The sequence below is a fragment of the Perlucidibaca aquatica genome, assembly GCF_001676655.1.
GTDB classification, from domain to species: domain Bacteria; phylum Pseudomonadota; class Gammaproteobacteria; order Pseudomonadales; family Moraxellaceae; genus Perlucidibaca; species Perlucidibaca aquatica.
Window position 1 is genome coordinate 734,203 of the sequence record NZ_LZDB01000001.1, and the last position, 24,533, is coordinate 758,735.

Here is a 24,533-nt window from a genome sequence, read left to right on the forward strand (position 1 = left end):
ATTGAACGATGGCAAGCGGGGGAACGGCGGTGTTCATCGGATCGCTCAGGAAAGCCTCTACGCCGCGGCTGGCTGTCTCGGTATTGAGGCGGAGTTGAATCACCGGCAGGCGTGTCTGAAGCTCAAGGCCATCGCCACGGACCCAGAAGAGACGATCCTCGCGTATGTCTGGCGCGACCTGTTGAACCTTGCCTTGGGCAATCGTGATAACCACGGCCGTAACACGGCCGTTCAACGATTGGATGACGGTCTTATCCAGTTGGCTCCCCTCTTCGACTTCGCGCCCATGATGATGCATCCAGATGGCATTAGCCGACGCATGACTTGGGGCCAGAAGAATGGTTCGCGCCCAGATTGGCGGCGTGTCGCCGAGCAGTTGGATGAGGCACAGATTTTGCCGCAAGCGCGACTACTGGATCGTATTCCCGAGTGGCAGAACAAGCTGTCGAGCCTGCCCGAGTTACTTCGCCGGCACGACTGTCCAGCGCCGGTCATGGGCCGGATCGTTAAGCCCTATGAAGACTGCATGCAGACATTGACGGAGGCTCGTTAGTGGATAAACGATTTCACGCCATGACCCCCACGCAGCAGATGGAGGCGCGTCTGGCTGTTTACCGGAAAATGGAGGCGTGCCCCGGCCTGCCTTTACCTGAGGTGCTCAGGTTGTTGCGGACTGGGCTGCGTGTCACGCGCCCGGAGATTTCCCGCATGATCCATTTATCTGTGCGCTACCTTCAAGAAATTGAGCAAGGGAGGGCTAATCCAACCATGGATGTCGCCGAGCAGCTTTTGAAACCCTTCGGACTTCGACTGGGTGTTGTCATGGCATGAGCTTGCATCGCTCGGGCCGGCAGCTCATTTGCAAAGGCTGTGCTGTGCCGTTCATCGCAATTTTTCTGCCACTCATCGCCTGATTTGCTCGTTTCCCCCCAATTCAGGCTGTTTTACCCCTCCGTTGTAAAGTTCTGTAATGTTCGCGAAAAATCGGTTGCTAAGCTCCGCCCCAAATCTTGAATAAAGCTCGGAGCTTTGCCATGAACTCATCCCTCAACCACGTCTACCGTATTGTTTGGAACGCCACGCTGGGCTTTTGGCAGGTAGCGTCTGAAGCCACGCGGGGCCGGGGCAAAGCCGGCAGTTCGCAGCAGGTACGCAAGGCGCGTCGGGCAGCGTTAGCGGCACCCGCCGCCTGGGCCGTGTTGCCCACCGGCGGTGTGGTAGTGGCCGGTCAGGCCAGCATCCAGCAGGCCGGCAATGCGCTAAATATTGTGCAGGGCAGCGACAAAGCCGCGATTGACTGGCAGAGCTTTAGCATCGGCCAAGGCATTGACCATTACACTCTTGCTCACAACAGACACCAAACGTTGGCAACTTGAAGCGCGTAATCTGATGGGCGCGGTGGGCTACTTAGATACTGGTTGCGTGTTTGCCAAGTATTATTGGGTCGCCATTGGCCATCGGCCATGCACTGTAGCGGTTTGGGGTTGGGGCTTTACTGGGTTCGTAGTGTAACTCGCCAGCTGGGCGGAGAAGCCGGCTTCACGCCAGACAAGGAATGGGTGGTACTCACGCTATGGTTACCGAACTAACGCTGATTGTGGTAGAAGATAACGAATTACTTCGGGCAGAAATGGTCAGCTTCTTGAACCGTCCCAGCTGGGTTGCGCACGGTGTGGACTGCGGCGAGGAGCTTAGCGTTTGGCTACGCAGGCATACCCCTGATATCGCCATTCTCGACGTTAATCTGCCCTACGAGGATGGCTACAGCATCGCGGCTCGGTTACGACAAAGTCACCCCGGCATCGGTATCATCATGCTTACAGCGCGTACCCGTGGTGCCGACCGCTCGAAGGGGTATCAGGCTGGCGCTGATGTGTACCTGACCAAGCCGACTAACGCAGAGGAATTAGTCGCGGTGATCACCAATTTGGGTCAGCGAATGCAGCGCAAGGCACCTCGGCAGCTGCAGCTGGATCGCGCTCAAGGTCTGCTGAGCGGGCCGGAGGGCGATAGCTGTCGGCTAACTGCCAGCGAGCTGCGGCTGCTGGAGCTGCTGGCACTGGCTCCAGAGCGCGAGGCCGACAGCGAATACTTACTCAGCGAGCTGCTCAACAGCGGAAGTCGGGTGGCGAGTCGTGAGAATCTGACCGTCTTGGTCAGCCGTCTACGCGTGAAATGCCAGCAACTAGAAGGTGTCAACAATTTGGTTGCCGCGCATCGTGGTCTCGGTTATCGCCTCACGTTGCCAATTATGCTGATTTAGCTGGTTTTCGCATTTTATCGGCCGATCAGTGGTTGCTTTAAAGTCTCAGCAAACGCGCTTTTATGCAAGATTGTGCAATAAATCTCCTGTGGTGGTTTCGTAAAACCCTATTAGCTGTTCCGGACATGGAACAGCACGACTGATACCAGCCTAGGGGATTTGACATGACCGATGACATTCTGGATGCAAGCGTTGACGTTACGCCGGTAAGTACAGAAGGGCAGTCCGAGAGTGGGCTTGTGGCAGAGGCAGGGTCTGGTGGGCCTGCAGGTGGTCCGCCGCTTGTTGGTGATGAGCCGCACAATGCACAAAAAGATGCAGTGCAATTGCTGTCGGCACTGCCGTTTGGTGTGTTGCTGGGGGCTCCCTTGACGGCGGCGGTTGAGGCACAAACACGCTCTGCCATGTCTACCCTCAATTTCGTGCTGACTGCGTTGTATGGCAGTGATGTCATTGGCAAGGTAGCCTCAGAGCAAGGCGGTACTGGTGTTAAGACTTCTTCGAATGAAGTTATCTATATAAAGTTTTCGTACTCAACCATTGAAGGCTCGGAGACTATTGAGGTGCCGTTGATCTCTATTCTTCCGATCCCTTATATGCAAGTCGATAATCTCGATATTGACTTCAACGTGAACATTGCCGCCGTTACCACAGCAGACAAAAACACCGATAACCAGGTGAACTACAACGGCATAACCGAGGCCAGCAGCTGGTGGGGCAAATTCAAGGTTGATACCGGTATCACCAGTAACCAAACGGTGCACTCCGACACAACAGAAAGTATCAATGCCAACTACAACATGGCAGTGCGCATGCGCGCATCAAATGTAGGCATGCCCAGAGGCTTGGCTAAGGTCATGAATATGCTTGAAGAGAGCGTGCATGCACGACGTTCGAATGCAGACTATCGGCTGGAGAAGTCGATATACAAGATTGCCGACTTTGAAAAGGGGCTGAAGCTAGATCGAATAAATGCTGCGGATGTGGATACTGAAATAACTATAGAGCTCTCCATGGATGACGGCACAAAGAAGAGTGTCATTTCCCTGAAAAAAGACGCTGGCGCGGTGGTGTTCAAGAAGACAAGCGGGGAGGTGAAGCAGGGTCAATATCAAGCCTCGCTGACTTGCGACAAGAAGTCGAGTATCAAGCTGACTGATGTGAGTGTAGCCTGAATCGGGCTGGCTGCGCATGAGCGTCAAGCTGGAGGCAATGTTGCGCGGTGTCGTGCAGGCACTCAATGAAGCCAACGACGCTGCACGTGAAGCGTCGTTGGCAAATTTGTGTTCGGGCGCAGAAGTCGAGGCGGTTGCTGCATCGAATCGCGCTGCGATCGATGAGCCTTCCTATGTGCGATTTTCTACTTACAGCAATCGTGATGGTGTGTTGAAGAAGCAATTTCACGGCATTCCCAAGGCGTTGTTTATGAATCATGGAGTTCTGGGTGTGCGTGAGGCAACTGTTCGCATGTCTGTTGCGCTTCATGCTAGTCAGTCAGCGGAGCTCTGGGTAGCTCCCGCGCTGACAGTGGATGGATCTGGCGGTAGTACGGCGTTAACAAACTTGGAGTTCACCCTGAGTCTAGGTGAGTTGCCAGCAAGCGGCGGTGCCCTAGCGATCAATCGGCTCGCTGAGTTTTCTGTAGTTTCGCATGAGGTCGAACATGACTCGGCCTGCTTTGACACGAAAAAAACAAATAAGGAGTAAATGATGAATCTATCTGAAGTAGCCGGTTTCCCTTGCCCAAAATGCAATGAGCCAAAAAACCCACAGAAACGCATCAAGACCAGCCTAGCCATGTTGCTGGCCGGAAGAAAGGCGCAATGTACTTTTTGCGGCATGGACTTCGCCATGGTGATGGATGCGAAGGGAGCCAAAGTTCTTGATCTGGCCGCAAAACTCAATAATGAGTTGAACGCTATTAGGCGGTAGAGATATTTCTCGAAATGCGACTTTCGTACTAGATGATTTGATATGAGGGAGTGAGATCGTGGATATCACAATTGGTGATGTTGTTTATGAATACGATAACTCCTATACCATCACTAACGGAGTAAAATTTTCTATAAAATCTGCATCAGCGACTGGTAAATCTGAAAGTCGAATTTCTGCCTTGATAAATGATGCTTATATCGAACGAGATGTCGATGAGTTGGCATCTGAGTATGTGGATATTCTAATTAAAAATGTTGTTGAAGTAGATGCAGAGTTTGAGTTTTCAGGGAATAGGACTTATAAAACAAGAAGGCAGCGTCCTGCAGGACCTAAATCAAGCCACTCGATTAAGAGTGGAATTAGTATAGTTTCTGATAATGAAGATGTGTATAAGCTGAAGTTATTTTTGATTTATGGGATTTATAACAAGAGCGTCTATGAGCAGTTCAAAGAAGAGTTATTTGGTGGAGGGTTAAAGCAGTCTGGACTTGCAAAAAGAGACGCTAAGCTCGCCGATAAAATGGATGATTATAATGAGCCAATTATTCATGAGATGGATAAAGCTCTTGAGTTGATTTTTTTAGAGGTCGACTATGATATAGGTCAGATTATTACGTCGATGGGGGATTATGATGACTTGGCTCAGGCAAAAAGTGACTTCCAATATGTGCAGGCTCTAATAAGGCTTCTTTATACAAGACATAAATTTTATTTCAGCAGCACGGACAAGCTCAATGTACTCCTGAGTGCCTTGAAAAAAAAGTTGAATTCTGTCCCCAGATCCTCTAGAGATATCATAAAGATTATTAAAAGAATAAGAAAGGATGCTATTTCGGCGCAGAGTTTTGAAAAGGCTTTTTCGCAGGCATTTTCTAGGATTCAAGCATGCCGGACTCCCACGTACTATTCATATCATGATGATTCAGGCGGGCAGGGGCCTCATACAATAGCTAGGGTGCTTTCTGTCAGGTCTAACATCAGTTTTATGAAGCGCTGCCTTTCCGATGAAAGATTTTCTCGCGCTGATTTTACCATAAGTAGTTTGGATGCGGGATCATTAATGAGCTCTGGTATTGAGGCTCTTAAAATAAGAAGATTGATTAGTTATGTCGTATTTACGATCAGTGGAATATATGGAGTTAAAAGCCAATTTTACGATGGCTCCAAGTTAGTGATGATTTCAGAAGCTACTGTCCTGCAGCACTATAGATTCACGGTCGCTAGCGTGTCAAAAAATGCAAAGAAGACTGCCGATGTAGCAAAGAAGTATGTTCAAGATGTCAATATGGTAATCCAAGAAATTCTGATGGTCATGCTTTCAATCTGTCGTGGTGTATCTGGCGGAAATATTGTAGCCAAAAATGAACTGGTACGATCCTTGCTTTCGGATCCGTTGGCGCTTAATAATATCGTTGGTCAAAATGAAGATGAAGCTGGGCGGGTGCGCGAGGGGGTTAATCTTTTTGCTGAACTCTGGAGCTCAAATTGGCAAAGAGAAAATGCTTATTATGATAAACGTAATATCTTTAATAAGATTGTTGCGCTTGTTACCCTGATACAAATGCTGCATGACATGCACCCATGTGGCAGTGCGGCAACATCTGCCGTAACGGATGCGGATTTGAGCGGAAAAGGCGAGTCTACGCTTTACAAAGGCCTAGTAGGCGACACCTGTGAAACACAGGTAAAGCAGAATGATTTCATGCGAGACTTTTTGGTTAAGGCGGTTGACTTAAGGTTTCGTAAGAAAGGGGTTGACTTCCGGTTAACATCAGCTGATCAGCTGTTGAACATGAGTTTGTATGATGAGTACTTCCCTGATGCGCTATTTGCTTCGCATGCCAGAAATTATGTGCATTCAAGAATCAGCGCAATTCTAAGGCTTACCTCAGTTATGCCCGAGGTTGATAGCAAAGCCACGGCGCTACCGCGCAGAAATCAGCTTGATTTCTCTAGGGCGTTGAGTCCAGATAGATTCAGGCGCGGCAAGTAGCTAAGCGTTTTTGGGACGTTCAGTCGGATCATGCAATATAGCGCAATGTAGACCGCTTTCTGTTCGGTTAAATATATAAAATTATTTTTGTGAAGGTCAGCCGCCATGAACTCATCCCTCAACCATGTGTACCGCATTGTCTGGAATGCCACGCTGGGCCTTTGGCAGGTAGCGTCTGAGGCCACGCGGGGCCGGGGCAAAACCGGCAGCTCGCAGCAGGCGCGCAAGGCTCAGCGAGCAGCGTTAGCGGCTCCAGCGCTGACCTTGGTGACATCGGCGTTAGCGGCACCCGCCGCGTGGGCCGTGCTGCCCACCGGCGGTGTGGTGGTGGCCGGTCAGGCCAGCATCCAGCAGGCCGGCAATGCGCTAAACATTGTGCAGGGCAGCGACAAAGCCGCGATTGACTGGCAGAGCTTCAGTATTGGTCAAGGCAACAGCGTGAACTTCCAGCAGCTGAGCAGCAGCTCAGTGGCGCTGAACCGCGTGCTGGGCAACGATGTGTCGGTGATTCAAGGCGCGATCAACGCCAATGGCCAAGTGTTTCTGGTGAACCAGAACGGCGTGCTGTTCACGCCCACGGCGCAGGTGAATGTGGGCGGCATTGTGGCCAGCACGCAAAACATCAGCACCGATGACTTCATGGCTGGTCGCTACCAGTTCAGCGGCAGCAGCACCGCCACCGTGGAAAACCAAGGCAGCATCAAGGCGGCAGACGGCGGCGTGGTGGCGCTGATCGCGGCCAAGGTCATCAACACGGGTAGCATCGAGGCCTTGAAAGGCACGGTGGACTTGGCAGCCGGCAACACGGTGCTGCTGGACCTCGGCGGCCCGGTGAAAATTCAAGTCAGCGAAGGCGCGCTGAATGCCGCCATTGAGCAGAGCGGTGGCATTCGGGCGGATGGCGGCACGGTGTACCTCACCGCCAAGGCGGCGGGCAACCTCGCGGCCAGTGTGATCAACCACACCGGCGTGACCAAGGCGCTGAGCATGGCATCGCTCACGGGTGAGGCGGGTGAAGTCGCTCAAGCCACGGGCAGCATCGCGCTGAGTGCGGACTTGGTGAAGCAGGCCGGCATGCTGGATGTATCCAGCCTGCGCGGCGGGCAGATTGATGTGCTGGCCGGCCAATACACCGACAGCGGCACCACCCTGGCCGATGGCAGCCAGCAAGGCGGCAGCATTAATGTGCGTGCTAAGAACATCACGCAGACCAGCAGCGCCGTGGTATCGGCCAGTTCCAGCGAGGGCGAAGGTGGTCGCGTCGAGCTGATCGGCGATCTGGGGCACGGCATCGGCGAGTTCGGCGGCAAGATTTACGCCACGGGTCGTCGTCGCGGCGGCTTTGTGGATACCTCGGGTGCCAAGCTGATTCTCAACGACAGCCTGCGCGTGGATACCTCTTCTAGTGAAGGTGAAACCGGCACTTGGCTGCTGGACCCCATCGACTTCACCATCGCAGCGAGTGGCGGTGACCTGACGGGTGCGGCATTGAGTTCGGCGCTTCTGACCAGCAATGTCACGATTCAGACGCTGGCCAGTTCAGTGAGCTGCTCGGTGGCCGTGACTTGCGGTACTGGAAATACGAGCGGCAACGGCGACATTAATGTCAACGACAGCGTGTCTTGGAGTGGTGCTACCACGCTAACGCTGAAGGCTCACCGCAATATCAACATCAACGAAAACATCACTTCCAGCAATGCGGCCGGCAAGTTGGCACTTGAAGTGGGTCAGGGCGGCACTGCAGCCAGTTATACCGGCACCAGCGGCAACACCCCTGGTGATTATTACATCGTGCGCGGGCGCTCCATCAATCTGCAAGCGGGTGCCAATTTCTTGCTCAAGCGCGGCAGCGATGGCACCACCAAAACCTTCACCGTGTTGCGTTATGACCCTGCAGTGGGGCAAACCAACAACCTGATCAGTGCCAACGACTTTGCCGGTAACTTTGCGCTCGGATCGGATGTGTTGCTGAACTCAGGCGTTTACATTTTCGGGCAAGCCAACGGCTCAAGCACAACGAACTACAACGGCTATAACGGCGAATTCCATGGTCTCGGCCACAGCGTCAAGGGCTTCAATGTCACGCAGGCGATATCGGTGGTTAGTGGCTTAAGTGGTGTTCTCTCGGCTGCGCCATTTTTAAGTTATCAGGTATTTGGCACCGTCATTCGCGATGTCACTATCGATAAGCCTGTCATCAACATATCAGCGCCCACCGGCTCGAGCATGCTTGTCGCCGGCTTATTAGGGCCGTCCCGCTTGGCTGGTGTTGGTGGCTCAGCCTCCGCAGCAGGATCACGCACGACAGTCTCCGGTGTTTATGTGGTAGATGCAGACTTCTCGCTCACCAAGCTTCCCAATGGCACGCCAACAGTGGCGGGTATCGTCGCAGGCAACGCTTTCAGCACTGTGGTGCCTGGCAGTCTAGTGGTTCAAGACAGTTTGGTGACAGGCAAGTTTGTGATCGAAAGCAACAACACGGTTACTAACTTCGGTCCGGTTTTTGGCGGCATCGTTTCCAGTCATGCGTTTATGCAGCGAGTAGGTTTTGATGGCACGGTGACCATCTCGTCTGCACCCTCGGGAACGGGTGCCTTGCGTGTTGGTGGATTAGCGGGTTCGCAAGGTAGTGGCCGAAATGTGGTCGCGATCAACAATAGCTATGCACGAGGCACATTCAACTTATTAGGTAACTACAGTGTCAGCTCTTCGGTGGGGGGGCTGCACGGGAGTCTGACCGGAGGTTTCGCCGCCACGACTGTCCTCACCGGGGCTGACCAAGGGCCGATTGTTGTTGGTATCAATAACAGTGTTGTGGACAATACATGGAATATCAGTGGTTTAATTGTGAACAGCGGCGGTACGCTCAATACCGGACTTTTTGGTAACAATAGCAATAGTATTTCACCCACCGCCACATTCAATAACCTGTATTACAACAGCGACAAAGTACCCAGTGGCTGGAGCACGGCTTCTGTTGGTGGTTCAGCCCCAGCACCAACAGGCGTGAGTACGGCTCTTTTCAATATGCAGAGCAATTTTTCGGCGCTTGACTTCAATAATACCTGGGCCATGGGCCCCAATGGACCGTTGTTACGCGTGCATCAGGTCAAACCATTTGCCCCATCGATTCAGCAAGTCTTCATCCGCCTCGCCTGCGGCACGCTCTGCTTCAACACCTATGGCGATACCTTGCCCTCGTTTGTCGGTGATGATTTTGCAGCTGCCAACGGCACCACTCCGCTCACCAACGCGACGCTGACCGGTAACGCCACCTTCAGCGTATGGGATGCCAATAACAACACCGTTAGTAACTTCAGTTCACTCTCCAACGCAGGCACTTACAAGTTTGTGTACACCGGTGGCTTGACGGCAAGTGGCTTTGAGCTGGTGGCTGGCGATGCCGTGACTTGGACGGTGACCCCGCGCACACTGACCGTGGAGCTGACTGGCACCCAGGCCAACCCGCTCACCAAGGTATATGATGGCAATGCCAATCTGGCCTTGAGTACAAAGAACTTCCTACTCGGAAACTTCGCCCCCGGTACCAGCCAGAGCGGAACCATCAGCCAGACCAACGGCGTGTTCAACAGCCCGAATGTGGCTACGGCGAATCTCGTTACAGCATCGCTCACGGCTGGGAATTTGTCGGTCACGGGCGATACCTTGGCCAGCAACTATGTGTTGCCCACCAGCGTGTCCAAGGCAGGCACTATTACCCCCAAAGCCCTGACCGTGGCGCTGCAAGCGGCCACGAACAACCCACTGACCAAGGTGTATGACGGCAAAGACACGCTGGCCTTAACGAGCGGCAACTTTGCGGTCACCGGCTTTGTCGGCCAGCAAGGTGTGGGCGCCACACTGGGTGGTGTGAGCAGCGCTACCTTCAACAGCAAGAACGTGTTGCAAGCCACCACCGTGTCGGCGGATCTCACCACCGGCACGCTGAGTGCAACAGGTGAAGGCTTCCAGATGAGCAACTACAGCTTGCCCACCGGCCCTGTCACTGCTACCGGCAGCATTACCGCCAAGGGCATTGCAGTAAGCGGCCTTACTGCGCAAAACAAAACTTACGATGGCAACCGCAATGCGGTGATCACAGGCACCGCGGTGGTGGATACCACGGGTGTGATTCAAGGCGATACCGTGACCGTGTCGGGCACAGTGACCGGTGGCTTGTTCGCCGACAAAGACGCAGGCACCGACAAGGCCGTGAGCGTCAGCGGCCTGAGCCTGAGTGGCAGCGATGCCGGTAACTACGCCATTGCCCCGGCCAATCTGAAAGCCACCATCACGCCGAAAGCCCTGTCCGTGGAAAACACCACCGTGGCCAACAAGGACTACGACGGCAACACTTCAGCCACCGTGACCGTGGGCACGCTGAAAGGCGTGGTGGATGGCGAAACCCTGGGCACGACCACGGCCACCGGCCAGTTCGCGGGCAAAGACGTGGTGCGCAATGCGCAAGGCGCAGCCACTGCACAAAACGTGACCGTGGCTTATGCCTTGGCCAATGGCACGAACGCCGCGCACAAAGCCAGCAACTACACCTTGGCCAGTGAAACCAAAACCGCCACCATCAACCCGAAAGCGCTGACCGTGACCGGCACTACTGTGGCCGACAAGACCTACAACGGCACCTTGGGCGCAATCGTGACCGTGGGTGAGCTGAGTGGCTTTGTGGGTAGCGAGCGACTGGGCACCACGACCGCCGTTGGTACCTTCGCGGACAAAGATGTGGCGCGTGATGCCAATGGCAATGTCATCGCCAAAAATGTGACGGTGGCCTACACGCTGGCAGAGGGTGCCTCGACAACAATGGGCGGCATCACCGGTATTGGCGTACCGATGACCGGTGGCAACTGCGCCACCAACCCCGCCGCGTGTGTATCTGCGACGACGACAATCACCGCGCCGATCATGACTCCCGGTGCCAAAGTCAGCAATTACACCCTGGCCAGTGAAACCAAGACCGCCAAAATCACGCCGAAAGCGCTGACCATTAGCGGCAGTAAAGTTACCGACAAGCAGTATGATAGCACCACCACGGCCACGGTCACGGCAGGCACGCTGACTGGTTTTGTGACGGTGGATGGCGTGACCGAAGCGCTGGGCACCACCACGGCGGTGGGCACCTTTGCCAGCCAGAATGCCTCGCCGCAAGCGCAGAATGTGACGGCGGTATACACCTTGGTGAATGGCCTCAATGCCGCGCACAAGGCCAGCAACTACAGCCTGGCTAATGAGGTGCTCACCGGCAAAATTACTCAGCGCGTGCTGAGCATCACCGGTAGCACCGTGAACACCAAGACCTATGATGGCAAGAAAGCGGCCACCGTCACGGTCGGCACGCTGGGCAATGTGGTGATGGGCGAAACACTGGGTACGACCACCGCAAGCGGTGAGTTCGCTGACCCTAATGCCGGTAGCAATAAGGATGTGGCGGTGACCTACACGCTGGCCAGTTTGGATGCCACAGGTGGCGCACTCGCTAGCAACTACACCCTCGCCGGTGAAACGCTGAAGGGCACGATTAACCAGAAAGCCGTAACGGTTGCCGGCATTGCCGCCAACGGCAAGACCTACGACGGTAATGCCACGGCCATGCTGAGCAACCAGGGCAGCGTTGCCACGGGGATTGATGGCGAAACCCTCACCGTGAGCACCACCGGTGCGTTCAATGACAAAAATGCTGGTGCCCGCAAGGTCAACACCACCACCACCCTAAGCAACGGTGCGGGTGGTTTAGCCAGCAACTATATGCTGAGCAACGCGACCAACGCCGTGGATGCAACGATTGCCCAGAAGGCCGTGACGGTTGCCGGCATTGCCGCCAACGGCAAGACCTATGATGGCAACACCACGGCCACGCTGAGTAACCAGGGCAGCGTTGCCACGGGGATTGATGGTGAAACCCTCACCGTGAGCACCACCGGTACGTTCAACGACAAGAACGCTGGTGCTCGCAAGGTCAACACCACGACTGTGCTCGGCAACGGCACCGGTGGCTTGGCGAGCAACTACTCACTGAGCAATGCCACCAACGCAGTGGATGCAACGATTGCCCAGAAGGCCGTGACGGTTGCCGGCATTGCCGCCAACGGCAAGACCTACGACGGCAATACTACGGCCACGCTGAGCAACCAGGGTAGTGTCGCTACCGGCATATCGAGTGAAGCGCTGACCGTAATGACCACCGGTACGTTCAACGACAAGAACGCTGGTGCCCGCAAGGTCAACACCACGAGTGCGCTGGGCAACGGCACCGGTGGCTTGGCGAGCAACTACACGCTGAGTAATGCGACCAACGCAGTGGATGCGACGATTGCCCAGAAGGCCGTGACGGTTGCTGGCATTGCCGCCAACGGCAAGACTTACGACGGCAACACCAGCGCCACGCTGAGCAATCAGGGGACAGTAGCCACCGGTATCGCGGGGGAGACTCTGGCCGTGAGCACCACCGGCAGCTTCGACAAGAAAGACGCCGGTGCCCGCAAGGTCAATACCACCACCACGATTGCCAACAATGGCAGTACCTTGGCCAGCAACTACACGCTGAGCAATGCCACGAATGCCGTGACTGCAACCATTGCGCAGAAGTTACTGACGATTGCCGCCACAGCGATCAACAAGGTCTACGATGGCAAATCCACCGCGACGGCCACGCTGAGCACCGAAGACATCGTGACCAACGATAAGGTCACGCTGAACCAGACGGCGGCGAATTTCATCAATGCCAATCAGGAAAACGACAAAAACGTGGGTCAGAACAAGACGGTGCGAGTGACTGGCTTGAGTCTGAGTGGTGATGATGCAGCGAACTATCTGCTCATCAACGGCGAAGAATCGGCAGACACTACGGCCAATCTCACGGCTAAGAGCCTGACGATTGCAGTCAAGGCTAGTGACAAGGTCTACAACGCAAACACGATGGCGGACGTGGCTTTGAGCACGAGAGATATGGTTGAAGGCGATGTGCTGACTCTTAACAAAACTGCGGCTAACTTCGACACAAAGAACGTGGGCATGGGCAAAACCGTGACCGTGGAAGGTCTGAGCTTGGGCGGTACCGATGCGGGTAACTACGCCATCAGCAACGCCAATGCCAAGGCTACTGACACGGCTGACATCAGCAAAGCAGCGCTGAGCGTTAGCGGTATTACTGCCGACAACAAGACTTACGATGGCGGTACAAACGCCATGGTGAGCACGGCCAACGCCAAGCTGAATGGTTTGTTCGAGGGCGACAAGCTAGTGGTCTCGGCCACGGGTTTGTTCGCAGATAAGAAAGCAGAGATGGGCAAGACGGTGACGCTGAAGAGCATCTACACCGGTGATGATGTCGACAACTACACGATCACGGATCAAGCCAACACAGCAGCAGATATCGCCAAGCGCAGCGGTGTTGTGGTTACCGCCGACAAGCAATCCAAGACCGTGGGATCAGCTGATCCTAAGCTGACCTTCTCGGTCACCGGCTTGCTCGCCGACGATGCACTGAATGGCAGCCTGACGCGTGAAGTCGGTGAAGCCGCCGGTCTCTACGACATCACTCAAGGCACATTGGGCAATGAGAACTATGTCATCAGCCAGTTCAATCCCGCCCAGCTCACCATCAGCCAGCCGATTGCGGATGTGGCCATTGCCAACGCGCAAACGCTAGAGCCCAAGCTGGATCTGCCGAGCGAGCGCGAGGCGATGGAAGAGCGCAGCGGCGATGTCGCGCCGTTCTTCATTGCCGCCAATCAAGCGCGTGCCAGTGGCCCGGCTCAGCTCGTGGTGGTGAATGGCGGTATTAAATTGCCCGCAGGTCAGGAAGAACAACAATGACGCGTTTTAATCAGGAAGCTGTGATGCAATTCAACACGACCCCCTTAGTCTCCGCTATTGCGCTGGCGTTGGCGCTTAGCGCCGGACTGGCGCAAGCCGCCTTGCCCGCCATTGCCCCCGATGCTGGCCGCTTGAGCCGTGAGCTGCAAGCGCCGGTGCAGGCACCTAAAGCCGGAGCCACCGTCACGCTACCCGCGATCAGTCGCGATGCCATTCAGCCCGGCGGAACGGCAGTGACTATCCAAGCCGTGACCTTCACCGGCAACACCGCCCTGAGCCAGCAACAGCTGCAAGCATTTGTGCAGCCGGCTATTGGCCAGTCGCGTGATTTGGCGGGTCTCTATGACATTGCCGATCAGGTCTCGGCCTTTTACCGCAGCCAAGGTTATGCCTTCGCGAAGGTCTTTGTGCCGCAAAACGGCTTTCGCGACGGCGTGCTGACGCTGCAAGTCGTGGAAGGCAACTACGGCGCACGCACCGCCAAGGCCGACACGCCCAGCCGCTCGGCGCAGGCGCAACGCTTCCTCAAGCCCTTAAAAGCCGGTGCCCCCATTTATGCCCCGGATCTTGAGCGCCAAACCCTCATTCTCGATGACCAACCCGGTTACGACGTCTTACCTGTCATCAAGCCCGGCCAGACCGTGGGCACCGGTGATCTCGACGTCACCCTCACGCCCACGCAAAAAATCACCGGCACCCTGAGCCTGAGTAATCACGGCAACCGCTACACCGGCTACTACCAAGCCCGTGCCAATGTGGTGATCAATAGCCCGTTGATGTTCGGCGACCAACTCAGCTACAGCGTGATGGGCAGCGATGAGCGCCTGCGTTCGGCCAACATCAACTACAGCCTGCCCTTAGGCGGCAAGGGTCTGCGCGCCACCGCCGGTTACAGCCGTACCGAATACCGGCTAGGCCGCGAGTTCGCGAACTTACAAGCCAGCGGCAACGCCCAAACCGGAACCTTCGGCCTGAGCTATCCGCTCATTCGCAGCCGCACCGCCAACCTCACCGCGTCAGTGCAAGGCCAACACAAACGTTTCTTCGATGAGCAGCAATCGGTCAATGCCCGCCAGTCGCGTGAAAGCAAAAGCACCGTGCTAGGCCTGAACTTCGACCGCAGCGACCGCAGCGGCGTGACCTATGGCCAAGTGGAATGGGCCATGGGCAGCTTCAGCGGCCCCGTGCCCGATCTGGCACTGACCAATGGCCGCTTCAGCCGCCTCAATGCCGATGTGGTTCGCTTGCAGCGCGTGTTCGACAACCTCAGCATCTATGCTCGGTTGAACGCCCAGCGTTCGGCCGAAAACCTCGACAGCTCCGAGAGCTACACCCTCGGTGGCCCGTTTGGCGTGCGCGCCTACGCCACCGGTGAAGGCACCGGCGATGAAGGTCAGCTCGTACAGTTTGAAGTGCGCTACCAAGCCAATGCCAAGCTCTCGCCGTTTGTGTTCTTCGACGGTGGCCGCACGCGCCTAGAGCACAAGCCGACCAATGCCGGCAAGAACAGCCGGACCTTGAGCGGCGCGGGCGTGGGCCTGCGCTATAACCACGGCCCACTCAGCCTAGAGACGCTGCTGGCCCACCGTCTGGTCGGTGGCGACCCGCAAACAGACCCACGCGACAACGCACTGACGGCGTGGTTTGTGTTGAGCTATGCGTTTTGAGTAAAGCGTTTTGCGTAAGGCGTTTTAAGGAATCGCTACCGTGACGAACACGAACATCAATATCGTTGTGGTGGAAGATAACGACCTGCTGCGTGAGGAAATGGTCAGCTTTCTCACGCGGCCAGGCTGGCAAGCGCATGGCGTGGATTGTGGCGAAGAGCTGAACCGCTGGTTAACGCAGCACACACCGCACATTGCGGTGCTGGACGTAAATCTTCCCTATGAAGACGGTTACAGCATCGCGTCGCGCTTGCGTGCTCGCTACCCAAACATGGGTATTGTGATGGTGACCGCGCGAGTCAGGCATGGTGAGCGCACCGTCGGCTATGAGTCTGGAGCAGATGTTTATTTAACTAAGCCCACGAGCACACGGGAATTGACCGCAGTGATTGACAACTTGAGTCGGCGCTTGCCTGACATGTCGTTAGTGCTCGAAAAGTGTGCTTTTTTAGATAGTCGGCGAAAGTCACTTTTGACTCCCGATGAGATAGAAGTCGAGTTGACTCAGCGTGAATATCAGTTGTTTGAACTGCTGTCTTACGCGCCGAATCAGTATCTGAGTTATGGAGAATTAGTCGATGGTTTGGGTGATATCGATGATCGCCCGTTTACCGTTGAGGCCTTAATGGTCCTGGTCAGCCGGCTCCGAAAAAAGCTTCGTGATGAGATCAACGACGACCGACTGATTGGCTCAATTCGTGGCAATGGTTACAGCGTGACGATGCAACTGAGACCGCTGTAAGAATCTGTAAGTTTTGTGCTTACCCTGTGTGGATAATCTAAGTAATAGCAAATTTTTATCGCTACTTTTTCGATAAAAACACTTATTTTTCAATTATTTAACAGGGTTTGCGCTGATGTTTATTTCGCGAGTTTCCGCTTCAACCAAATATGCATTGGGTTTGTTCGTTGCTGCTGGACCTGTATTTGCAGCCAATATACAGCCTGTAGCGCCCGCCACGGTCATGAGTTCTACGCCCGTCGTGGCGGTGACACAAAAAATTCATGCCATACAGTTCTCAGGAAATACCGCTTACACAGAAAGCCAACTCAGTGCCTTAGTGTCGACGGAGCTGGGTCGTGACATGACCTTGCAAGACATGAAAAACCTCGCGTTGAAAGTGCAGAATCACTACCACGCAGCCGGTTTTCGTTTAGCCAAAGTGGTGGTGCCACAGCAAAACTTTGCGACGAGCTCGTTGAGTCTCGTGGTGCTCGAGGGACGTCTTGGTCAGGTGGAGGCGAGAGGCGCAACGCGCACGAACCCAGAAATTTTTCCGCTGTTTTTCGCAGCAGAGCAAGTCACCGTCGGTAAGCCGATTGATTTGGCTAACGCAGAAAAAGCGATGGTTCGCTTAAACCGACTATCAGGTATTGAGGCGACATCCACACTCAGGCCAGGCGCTCAACAAGGCACAACCGACTTGCTGATTAACGTAACTGAGGCGCCGCGCGTTAAAGGAAGCCTAGAAATTAATAATTATGGCGGTAAGAACACGGGTGAAGTCCGTGCGATTGCCTCTGCAGAAGCTCAAAATATCACTGGGGTGGGTGATGCCTTGAGTTTTATTGGCTTAATGGGCGTTGACCAATCGGGTGTCTATTTTGCTCGTTTAGGTTATGCACGCCCAGTTAATAGTAAGGGCGGTAAAATCTCATATTACGTAGGTGTGGGTAATACGGAGGTGGGTGGTCAGTTTAGTGCACTGGATATTCAAGGTGATAATACGAGTGCTGGATTTGGCTATATTCACGATTTTGTAAAATCCGCCAAAGTAATTCATACCTTAGAAACTTGGTTGGAAGTACAAAACTTAGAGCAAAGCTTTTTAGGTGTTAAAACCTTTGATGATCGTATCCGCAAAGTCCGGGTAACCTACCAAATTGATGAGTCGACGCCCAAGGGGCGTAACTTAGCAGCGATTAGTTTGCATCAAGGCTTAGGCGCTAAGTTTGGTGGTATGCCTAATGGTTCGCCCATGTCGAGTAAAGCCATTGCCGGTGCCGATAATAATTTTACCAAACTGACCTTTGATGTGGCTCGCGTACACATGCTTTCGCCACGGACCAAGCTCATTGCGCAGTGGTCAGGCCAGTATGCGCTTGATCCGCTGGTCTCTAGTGAGCAATGGGGTATCGGTGGCTACGGTTCAGTAGCAGGACAAACCCCGTCTGCGTTCTCGGGCGATAGTGGCGTGACACTAGGCTTAGAGGCGCGTCGTCAACTGTTTGCCAGCAGTCAGCAATGGCAGTTAATTGGCCGCGTTGACCATGCCCGTATTTCAATTAAAAAGCCCTTTTTAGGGCAAAAGGCGACGGAAAGCCTGAGTGGTATTTTAATGGGCTTGGCGTATACGCCGAACCAAAAAATGGAATTCCGCGTTGATCTTGCGAAGCCGGTGGGTGAGAAAACCGATGCAGGGTCTTATCTCTATGCGCAAGCGCGCTACCGTTTCTAATCGATACGCTTATTAAGCCGAATTGAGGTCATTATTATGTCACGTCAAAAAAATAAAACTAAATCTTTAAAGCAGAACATTATTGCTATTGCGTCAACAGGGCTTGGTAGCGCAGGTTGTGTGTCGTTGGCGTTTGCATTGCCGGGTGGGGGGACGATTGTAACGGGTGGTATTAGCATCGGTGTTGCCGGCAATAACATGACCATTACCCAAGCGGATAGCAAGGGCATCATTAATTGGGGAGTAGGCGGGACACAAGGAGCTGTCGGATCAAGCGGTTTTAACATTAACGCAGGTGAGCTTGTCAATTTTGTACAGTCGGCGGGGCCTGGCGCTGTAACGCTTAATCGTGATTTAAGTGGTGCTCTATCTAATATTAGCGGCATGTTGACAGCGAATGGCAACGTGTTTTTGGTTAACCCTGCAGGGGTTGTTTTTGGTGGGGGCTCGACGGTCAATGTGGGTGGGCTATTGGCTACTACGGCAAATATCACCAATGATGACTTTTTAGGTACAGACGGTACCGCTAAGTTTGCCTTTACAGGGAATCATGCTGGCGAAATTGAAGCAGCGCTAGGAAGCTCCATTTCTGCTGGTAAGGGGGGGACAAATAGTGCCCAGTCAGGTACGGGAGCCTTTGTCTATTTAATTGCTCCAACTGTCGAAACGAATGGTGACATTAAGACACATGTTGTCACCCAGATCGGTCAGGTGACTCTAGCGGCTGCTGATAAATTCGAAGTGGAGTTGTCAGGTTCTGGTTTGATTAACTTTGCGATTAATCCATCTGCCGTAGCAAATGCAAACTTTAAGGTCGATCAGAAGGGCTCGATTGAGACACAACAAGTGCTCTTAACTGCGGATCAAGCCACATCGATTCAAACTTCCGTTGTTAATAATGATGGCGTTATTGAGGCTACACAGTTAGTCGATATTGCCGCGGATACGGTGATACAAAATGGCGCTATAGCTGCTGATGTGACGGTTACGCCACCTGTGGCTCCTTCGACATCGCCTAGCTACACGGTAAACACTAAAACTACCGCCATGAAAGTGAAGGCGGGTAAATCGATTACAACGGGGGCGTCAAGTAAAACCGCAGCCACCACTCTGACACTCCAAACCACCACGAAAGAAGCACATATCGGCGGCAGTGTTGGAATAAATAACGGTGATGACACAACGCCTGTTACATTCGATGCAGACACAATCCATGCGGTAACCAATCGTGGCCATATCTATCTTAAAGACACGGCTGGAGGCGTGACGGTTGGAGAGGTCGACACCGGTATTACTGCGCCTACTAGCGGAGATCCAGTCTCATTTGGTACTTCGGTCATATTAAACGCCGTCGGTGGTGGCATTCGTGGTGGAAAGCTGGACTCGAATATTCCTAATTTTAGAAGGCGTGCTAATACGTTCAATCTAAACGCAGATGGTGATATTGGTAATTCACCTACAGACTCCCTTGGACTTGATACAACTACGTTGTTAGCCTCCACGCGAAATGGTCATATCTACGTCAATAACCAAGGTGATTTAGCATTAGGTAAACTGCAAATCACAGAGCCTGTGGTCACCATTAATAATGGGCAGCCTTTAGTTGCTTTTGTTGGTGCGAGTGATCAGGGTAATGGAAGGGTTCGTATTCCCGACGGTAGCGATGCTGGACGTTTGGGTGTTAAAGACATTGTAGTGTCCGCTGGTGGTGACATTGTTTTAACCAACACAATCAGCGCTACTCGAAATTTAACGCTCAATTCAGGAAAGTCAGTTCAAGCAGTACCTGCTGGTACCCAACAGCCTGTCAATACCCTGTTAACGGGTGTGCAAGTTACTGTAAGCGCTGATGGCTCTGTTGGAAATGTTGGCCAGGCTTTAAAAACGAATGCTGAAAATGTATCGATTAATGCCACTAAAGGAAGCGTTTATATTAATGAGCAAAATGGCTTAAGCTCAATCAGCGTTACTGCTCAAGATGATATTTATGTCAGCGCTGATAGTGGAAATATATCGCTGGGTGCGCTTTCTACTAACAAAAACTTAGACTCTATTAAGGACTCTGGCGCACCAACTGCCGCAGAGCTTGAAGATGTGGTTTCTGTTATTGCTAAGCGTGGAAATATTCAATCAGGCGTAGGCTCATTAATTATATCTGAAGCGCTAGAATTGAATGCGATTGACTTTATTGGAACTGCAGCATCACCTATTCAATTTACAGGCGTTGAAAGATTGCTGGTAATCAATAACGGTGTGAATGCAGGCACATTTTTGGCTGGCAACTCAGCAAGCGTTAAATCAATCGACGCTACGATTAAAGGTGGAGATTTCAGTCTAAGTGAGTCTGGCGTAGATGCTTTACGATATATTGCATTGACTGAGACACTCAATTTGAACCGTCTCATTGCTGGGCCTGTTAGATTCATTAATGAGTCAACGAGTTTAGATCGTCAAGATATCAAAATTGCGGCTGGTACTGGAGCAGGTGTTGGTGGCTTGCTAACCTTAAAAACAGAGGGCTCGGTTAGTCGTGCGTCTGGCGTGTTAACCGCTGGCTCAATTAACGTAACTGCCGATAAAGGAATTGACCTTGCTGTTGCGACCGGTTCGGCTGTGTTAGCCACCAAATTTGGCGACATTAATCTTGATACAACAAGTAATAGTGCATCAACGACGTTAACGCTTGATGCGCAAACATTGGCTGCAAACAAAAATATCACCGTAAAAACAACAGGTGATCTCTCCGTCCAGCGTGCCCAAAGCTTAGGGGCTGTAACACTAGAGGCATCTACTCATTTAGCTGATTTAGTCAACGCTCAAATATCAGGTTTAAGTCTGTCGGCCAAAGCTGCGTCGGTGGGTAGTGTATCAGACGTCTTTGATACCAATATTGACGGCCCAATTTCCGTAACGGCATCTTCAGGCGGAATTTATCTTTCCAATACCGGTAATGTGGGTAGTACTGGCTTTAATGCTCAGGCTACGGGCGATATTGACTTTAAAAATAATGGTGACGTTGCCTTTGGTAAAGTCGAAACAACCACGGGTAATATTAATGTCGCTATAACGGGCGATGGCACAGATGCCCATGTAAATGCCCCAGATTTAGTAAATTTTAGCGCAGTGATGGGCTCCAATGGCCTGACTTATGCGGCAAAGTCTATGGGTGTTGTGGGTAATAGACTAGAAATTAATGTGTCAAAGCTAGTGGTTGATACAACTTCTGGTGGGATTTATGCGATTAATGATAATAATACCGCATTTTCGCTGATTAGAGCGAAGGCTTCTGGCGCAGAAGCAAATATTGATATTGAAACAAAAGGAAATCTTGCGCTAGGTACTGTTGAGTCTCGCGGTAATAATGTTAAATTGACTGCGGCGTCTAAAATAACAGACGCACGTACTCAGGATCAAAAAAATCTTAAAACACCTAATGTGCGCTCTAAATCACTGGACCTAAAAGCCGGTAATGGCGTTGATGATCTGTTGCTCGATGTAAACTTCATTTCCGCTGCAGGGGGGGCTGGTGAGGTAAAAGCAACTAACCAAGGGGCAGTGTCTTTAGATCGCGCAAGCTTAGAGAATAAGTCGGTCAGTATTAAAGCGACTGAGATTTACGTTATTGATCTTGATGGTACCGTAAATCTAGCACCTGCTGGGACAATTAATCTAGAAGCCACTGATGGCAATATTGTGTTTTTGGATCCTACCAATACGTTAGTTATGGGGTCCGGTCATATCACATTGACGGCTAAAACAGGTGCCAGTGTTCCAGGGGCCGGCGGCGTGATTATTGCTGGAAACCTTAAAACCAATGGGAATATTAAGCTATCTGCTGACTCAAATATTACGATTAATGAATTGAATGCAGGCGCTGGAGATGTTTCGGTTGCTTCGAATAAGGGAATTATTATTGATGGCAATGGGGCTGCACATAACATTACCGGAGCTAACGTCTCTCTATCGGCTTCCACACCCACAGTTAAAGATGCTGAAATCCGGCGAGAAAGAGCAATTGCAGAGTTCTCCGCAAACCAGGCGGAAGTTGGCGCATTAACGACGCTCAAGAAAACATCTGAAACCACACTTGAGTCGACTAAAAATTCTGAAAACACGATTAAGACGACATTATCGATTGCTGAAAATAACCAGAGAACAACGCAGAATAACTTCAACTCGAAAAATGCACAGGCCGAAGCGCTCGGCGGTGAGCTTGAAGATCTTCAGCTAGCGCTTGAGGCAGCAGGTGTTGCGGTTGATGTGCTAGAAATTGGCGTCGGTGCGGCCCAGGCCGTTCCATTTAGTGGAGATGCAGGCGCCACGGCAGCATTCGCCATCGTGCGTTTGGCGTTGAGTGCAGCGAGTTTGGCGGTAACTGTTTTTGAACGTGAGGAGTTGGCTCCCGTCGAAGCAGAGGTGACTAGCTTAAGAGCACTTCTTTCCACCGCTAATAGCAACGTGTTCTCAACCAAAAACCTGCTGGCTAAAGCCACCTCTGATCGTCAGGCTGCTGAAACCAATGTACAAACGGTGGTCGAGGATCTTAATAAGGCAACGATCGCCCTTATAGCGAGTCAGCGTGTTGACGAGCAAGCAAATGCTGCAGAAGCGCTTAACAAAGATATTGATAGTAATGCGCTGAAGCCCTTGGGCATTACAGCGCAACGTTTAGATATCAACCAAGGTACGACTGTTAATACCAGTGTCTTTTTAGACTCCACCGGCAGTTTAGGCTTGGGGGATATTTCCCTCAAAGCTGGTGAAGACCTCTTTGTAAATGCCGCGGGTAATATTTCCCAAGTCGGTCAAACCGTTGTAAAAGCGGATGGTCTTAATCGCGGTTTTATGTCGATTAAAGCTGCCGGATCAATTTCCGATGCCGGACCAAATACTGCAGGCCAATTCCTAGCTGACGATTTAATCATGGTGGCCGGCGCTGGTGTCGGTGCTGGTGATGCTGTTGATATTCAAGCTGAAAACCTCTCGGTTACAGGTGGTAGCGGTGGTGTCAATGTGGCCAATACAACCGCGTTGGTAAGTGGTAGTCCGCGCTATGCAGCACTGAATATCACCACCGTTGCTGGTCAGTCCGGGATTAATGGCGATGGCGACATCACATTGACGACCGACGGTGACATGAATTTGTTTGGTTTGGTCAGTGATACAAATCTCATGACAAATCATACGGTCACGTTAACCAGCGCCAATGGGTCACTTGTGGATAAAAACATGAGTGATATTAACGTGCGTGCAAATGCGCTGATCGCTTCCGCTAAAAACGACATCAATCTTGATACCGATATTAACGCGCTGACAGCGACGACCAGCGCCATGGGTACGGGCCATATCACCATTGATGAAGTGAGCAGTTTAACCATTAAGAGCGCCGATGCAGGCAATGGCAATGTCACGGTCAGTGCAGATGGCGACATGACAGTGGAGAGCATCAAGGCACGGGACAGTGTTACGGATGACACGGCAGGCATGCCGGCAGTGCCTCGTGTGGTGGGCAATGTGTCGTTAACAGCCAAAGGCACGGCACCGAGCAGCGCGGGCTTTATTCGGGATGACGGGAGTCAATTGACTGTTATTGATGCGACTGAACTGACCTTAAGCGCCAAGGCGGATGTGGGCGGCACCACGGCTGCTAATGACGAGGCGGCCCGCTCGCTCGATACCAAAGTTGAATCAGTGGTTGTTGATGCGTCGGGTGTTGTCAATCTGACCGATGCCGATGATCTGATCGTGACGCGTGTGACAACACAGGGTGATGTGACGCTGCAAAGCGTGGCAGGCAGCCTGAAAGTCGGTGAGATTACGACAGCGGTGAATGACACCACACCAACGACAACCGTGACGCTCTTTGCGACAGCCGGCAGCGTGACGGATCAGCGCACCGAAGCAGCCGATGCGACAACGCAGCTGACCAACATCACCGCGGATCGCTTGGCCATTAAAGCTAAGTCGGGCATTGGTTCGGCCTTGGACGACCTGAATGTTAAGGTGGCCGTGCTGGAAGCAGAGACCAGCACGGGCGGCGTCAATATCACCGATCAGTCGGGTGATTTGAAGATTGATGATGTGATCCCGGGCTTGAAGTTGGCGCTGTTGGATGGTGTTCGTGCCACATCGACCACGATGGGTACAACGGGTGGCGATATCACCCTCAAGGTTGAGAATGGCTCCCTTAATCAGCAGCGTGAAGTCAGCACAACGGCCGGCGACATCAGCCTCACCGCCAAGAACTCGGTGACAATCGGCAGCATCCTAAAGTCGCTACTGGGCAAAATTGGGGTGAAGGCTGAAACGGGTTCGATTACGACAGAAGGCGATGCGCCGATTAGCGCGACAAAAGACGTGACGCTTTTGGCCGACACGGACATCGT

General features: G+C 52.8%; 13 protein-coding genes. All 13 read left to right on the top strand.

The features are described from left to right. The first annotated feature begins 1 nt into the window (after position 1). Entirely contained in the window at positions 2 to 553 is a 552-nt protein-coding gene (locus tag A8710_RS03540; RefSeq protein ID WP_068858081.1) for a HipA domain-containing protein, read from the top strand. Next, positions 553 to 831 (top strand): helix-turn-helix domain-containing protein, encoded by a 279-nt coding sequence (locus A8710_RS03545; protein ID WP_068858082.1) that lies wholly within the window; start codon positions 553 to 555, stop codon positions 829 to 831. Before A8710_RS03540 ends, A8710_RS03545 begins: the two co-directional genes overlap by 1 nt. 203 nt (positions 832 to 1,034) lie before the next feature. Beyond that, on the top strand, positions 1,035 to 1,376 hold the full coding sequence (locus tag A8710_RS03550) for an ESPR domain-containing protein (protein ID WP_068858083.1): 342 nt from the start codon (positions 1,035 to 1,037) through the stop codon (positions 1,374 to 1,376). 197 nt (positions 1,377 to 1,573) lie between these two features. Next, on the top strand, positions 1,574 to 2,263 hold the full coding sequence (locus tag A8710_RS03555) for a response regulator transcription factor (protein ID WP_068858084.1): 690 nt from the start codon (positions 1,574 to 1,576) through the stop codon (positions 2,261 to 2,263). A 164-nt stretch (positions 2,264 to 2,427) separates the two neighbouring features. Beyond that, on the top strand, positions 2,428 to 3,438 hold the full coding sequence (locus tag A8710_RS03560) for a DUF2589 domain-containing protein (protein ID WP_068858085.1): 1,011 nt from the start codon (positions 2,428 to 2,430) through the stop codon (positions 3,436 to 3,438). 16 nt (positions 3,439 to 3,454) lie between these two features. Next, positions 3,455 to 3,970: a hypothetical protein gene (locus A8710_RS03565; protein ID WP_068858086.1), complete on the top strand. Its 516-nt coding sequence runs from the start codon at positions 3,455 to 3,457 to the stop codon at positions 3,968 to 3,970. A gap of 3 nt (positions 3,971 to 3,973) precedes the next feature. After that, positions 3,974 to 4,195: a hypothetical protein gene (locus tag A8710_RS03570; RefSeq protein ID WP_157686265.1), complete on the top strand. Its 222-nt coding sequence runs from the start codon at positions 3,974 to 3,976 to the stop codon at positions 4,193 to 4,195. 58 nt (positions 4,196 to 4,253) lie between these two features. Further along, a complete protein-coding gene (locus A8710_RS03575; RefSeq protein ID WP_068858088.1) occupies positions 4,254 to 6,191 on the top strand; it encodes a hypothetical protein in 1,938 nt (645 codons plus the stop codon). Positions 6,192 to 6,296: 105 nt separating this feature from the next. Continuing rightward, a complete protein-coding gene (locus A8710_RS03580; RefSeq protein ID WP_068858089.1) occupies positions 6,297 to 14,021 on the top strand; it encodes a YDG domain-containing protein in 7,725 nt (2,574 codons plus the stop codon). Then, on the top strand, positions 14,018 to 15,688 hold the full coding sequence (locus A8710_RS03585) for a ShlB/FhaC/HecB family hemolysin secretion/activation protein (protein ID WP_082968622.1): 1,671 nt from the start codon (positions 14,018 to 14,020) through the stop codon (positions 15,686 to 15,688). The genes A8710_RS03580 and A8710_RS03585 overlap by 4 nt, the downstream gene beginning before the upstream one ends. A gap of 40 nt (positions 15,689 to 15,728) precedes the next feature. Further along, on the top strand, positions 15,729 to 16,430 hold the full coding sequence (locus A8710_RS03590) for a response regulator transcription factor (RefSeq protein ID WP_068858090.1): 702 nt from the start codon (positions 15,729 to 15,731) through the stop codon (positions 16,428 to 16,430). 223 nt (positions 16,431 to 16,653) lie between these two features. Continuing rightward, complete coding sequence (locus A8710_RS03595; RefSeq protein WP_198341605.1) at positions 16,654 to 18,147, top strand: ShlB/FhaC/HecB family hemolysin secretion/activation protein; 1,494 nt, start codon at positions 16,654 to 16,656, stop codon at positions 18,145 to 18,147. A gap of 36 nt (positions 18,148 to 18,183) precedes the next feature. Continuing rightward, the coding region (locus tag A8710_RS03600; RefSeq protein ID WP_068858091.1) for a two-partner secretion domain-containing protein at positions 18,184 to 24,533 on the top strand (6,350 nt) is incomplete at its 3' end.

Excerpts from the sequence above, each read along its gene's own strand:
- A8710_RS03550 (WP_068858083.1), top strand. The coding sequence starts at position 1,035 with ATGAACTCATCCCTCAACCACGTCTACCGTATTGTTTGGAACGCCACG.
- A8710_RS03555 (WP_068858084.1), top strand. The coding sequence starts at position 1,574 with ATGGTTACCGAACTAACGCTGATTGTGGTAGAAGATAACGAATTACTT.
- A8710_RS03560 (WP_068858085.1), top strand. The coding sequence starts at position 2,428 with ATGACCGATGACATTCTGGATGCAAGCGTTGACGTTACGCCGGTAAGT.
- A8710_RS03565 (WP_068858086.1), top strand. The coding sequence starts at position 3,455 with ATGAGCGTCAAGCTGGAGGCAATGTTGCGCGGTGTCGTGCAGGCACTC.
- A8710_RS03570 (WP_157686265.1), top strand. The coding sequence starts at position 3,974 with ATGAATCTATCTGAAGTAGCCGGTTTCCCTTGCCCAAAATGCAATGAG.
- A8710_RS03580 (WP_068858089.1), top strand. The coding sequence starts at position 6,297 with ATGAACTCATCCCTCAACCATGTGTACCGCATTGTCTGGAATGCCACG.
- A8710_RS03585 (WP_082968622.1), top strand. The coding sequence starts at position 14,018 with ATGACGCGTTTTAATCAGGAAGCTGTGATGCAATTCAACACGACCCCC.
- A8710_RS03595 (WP_198341605.1), top strand. The coding sequence starts at position 16,654 with ATGAGTTCTACGCCCGTCGTGGCGGTGACACAAAAAATTCATGCCATA.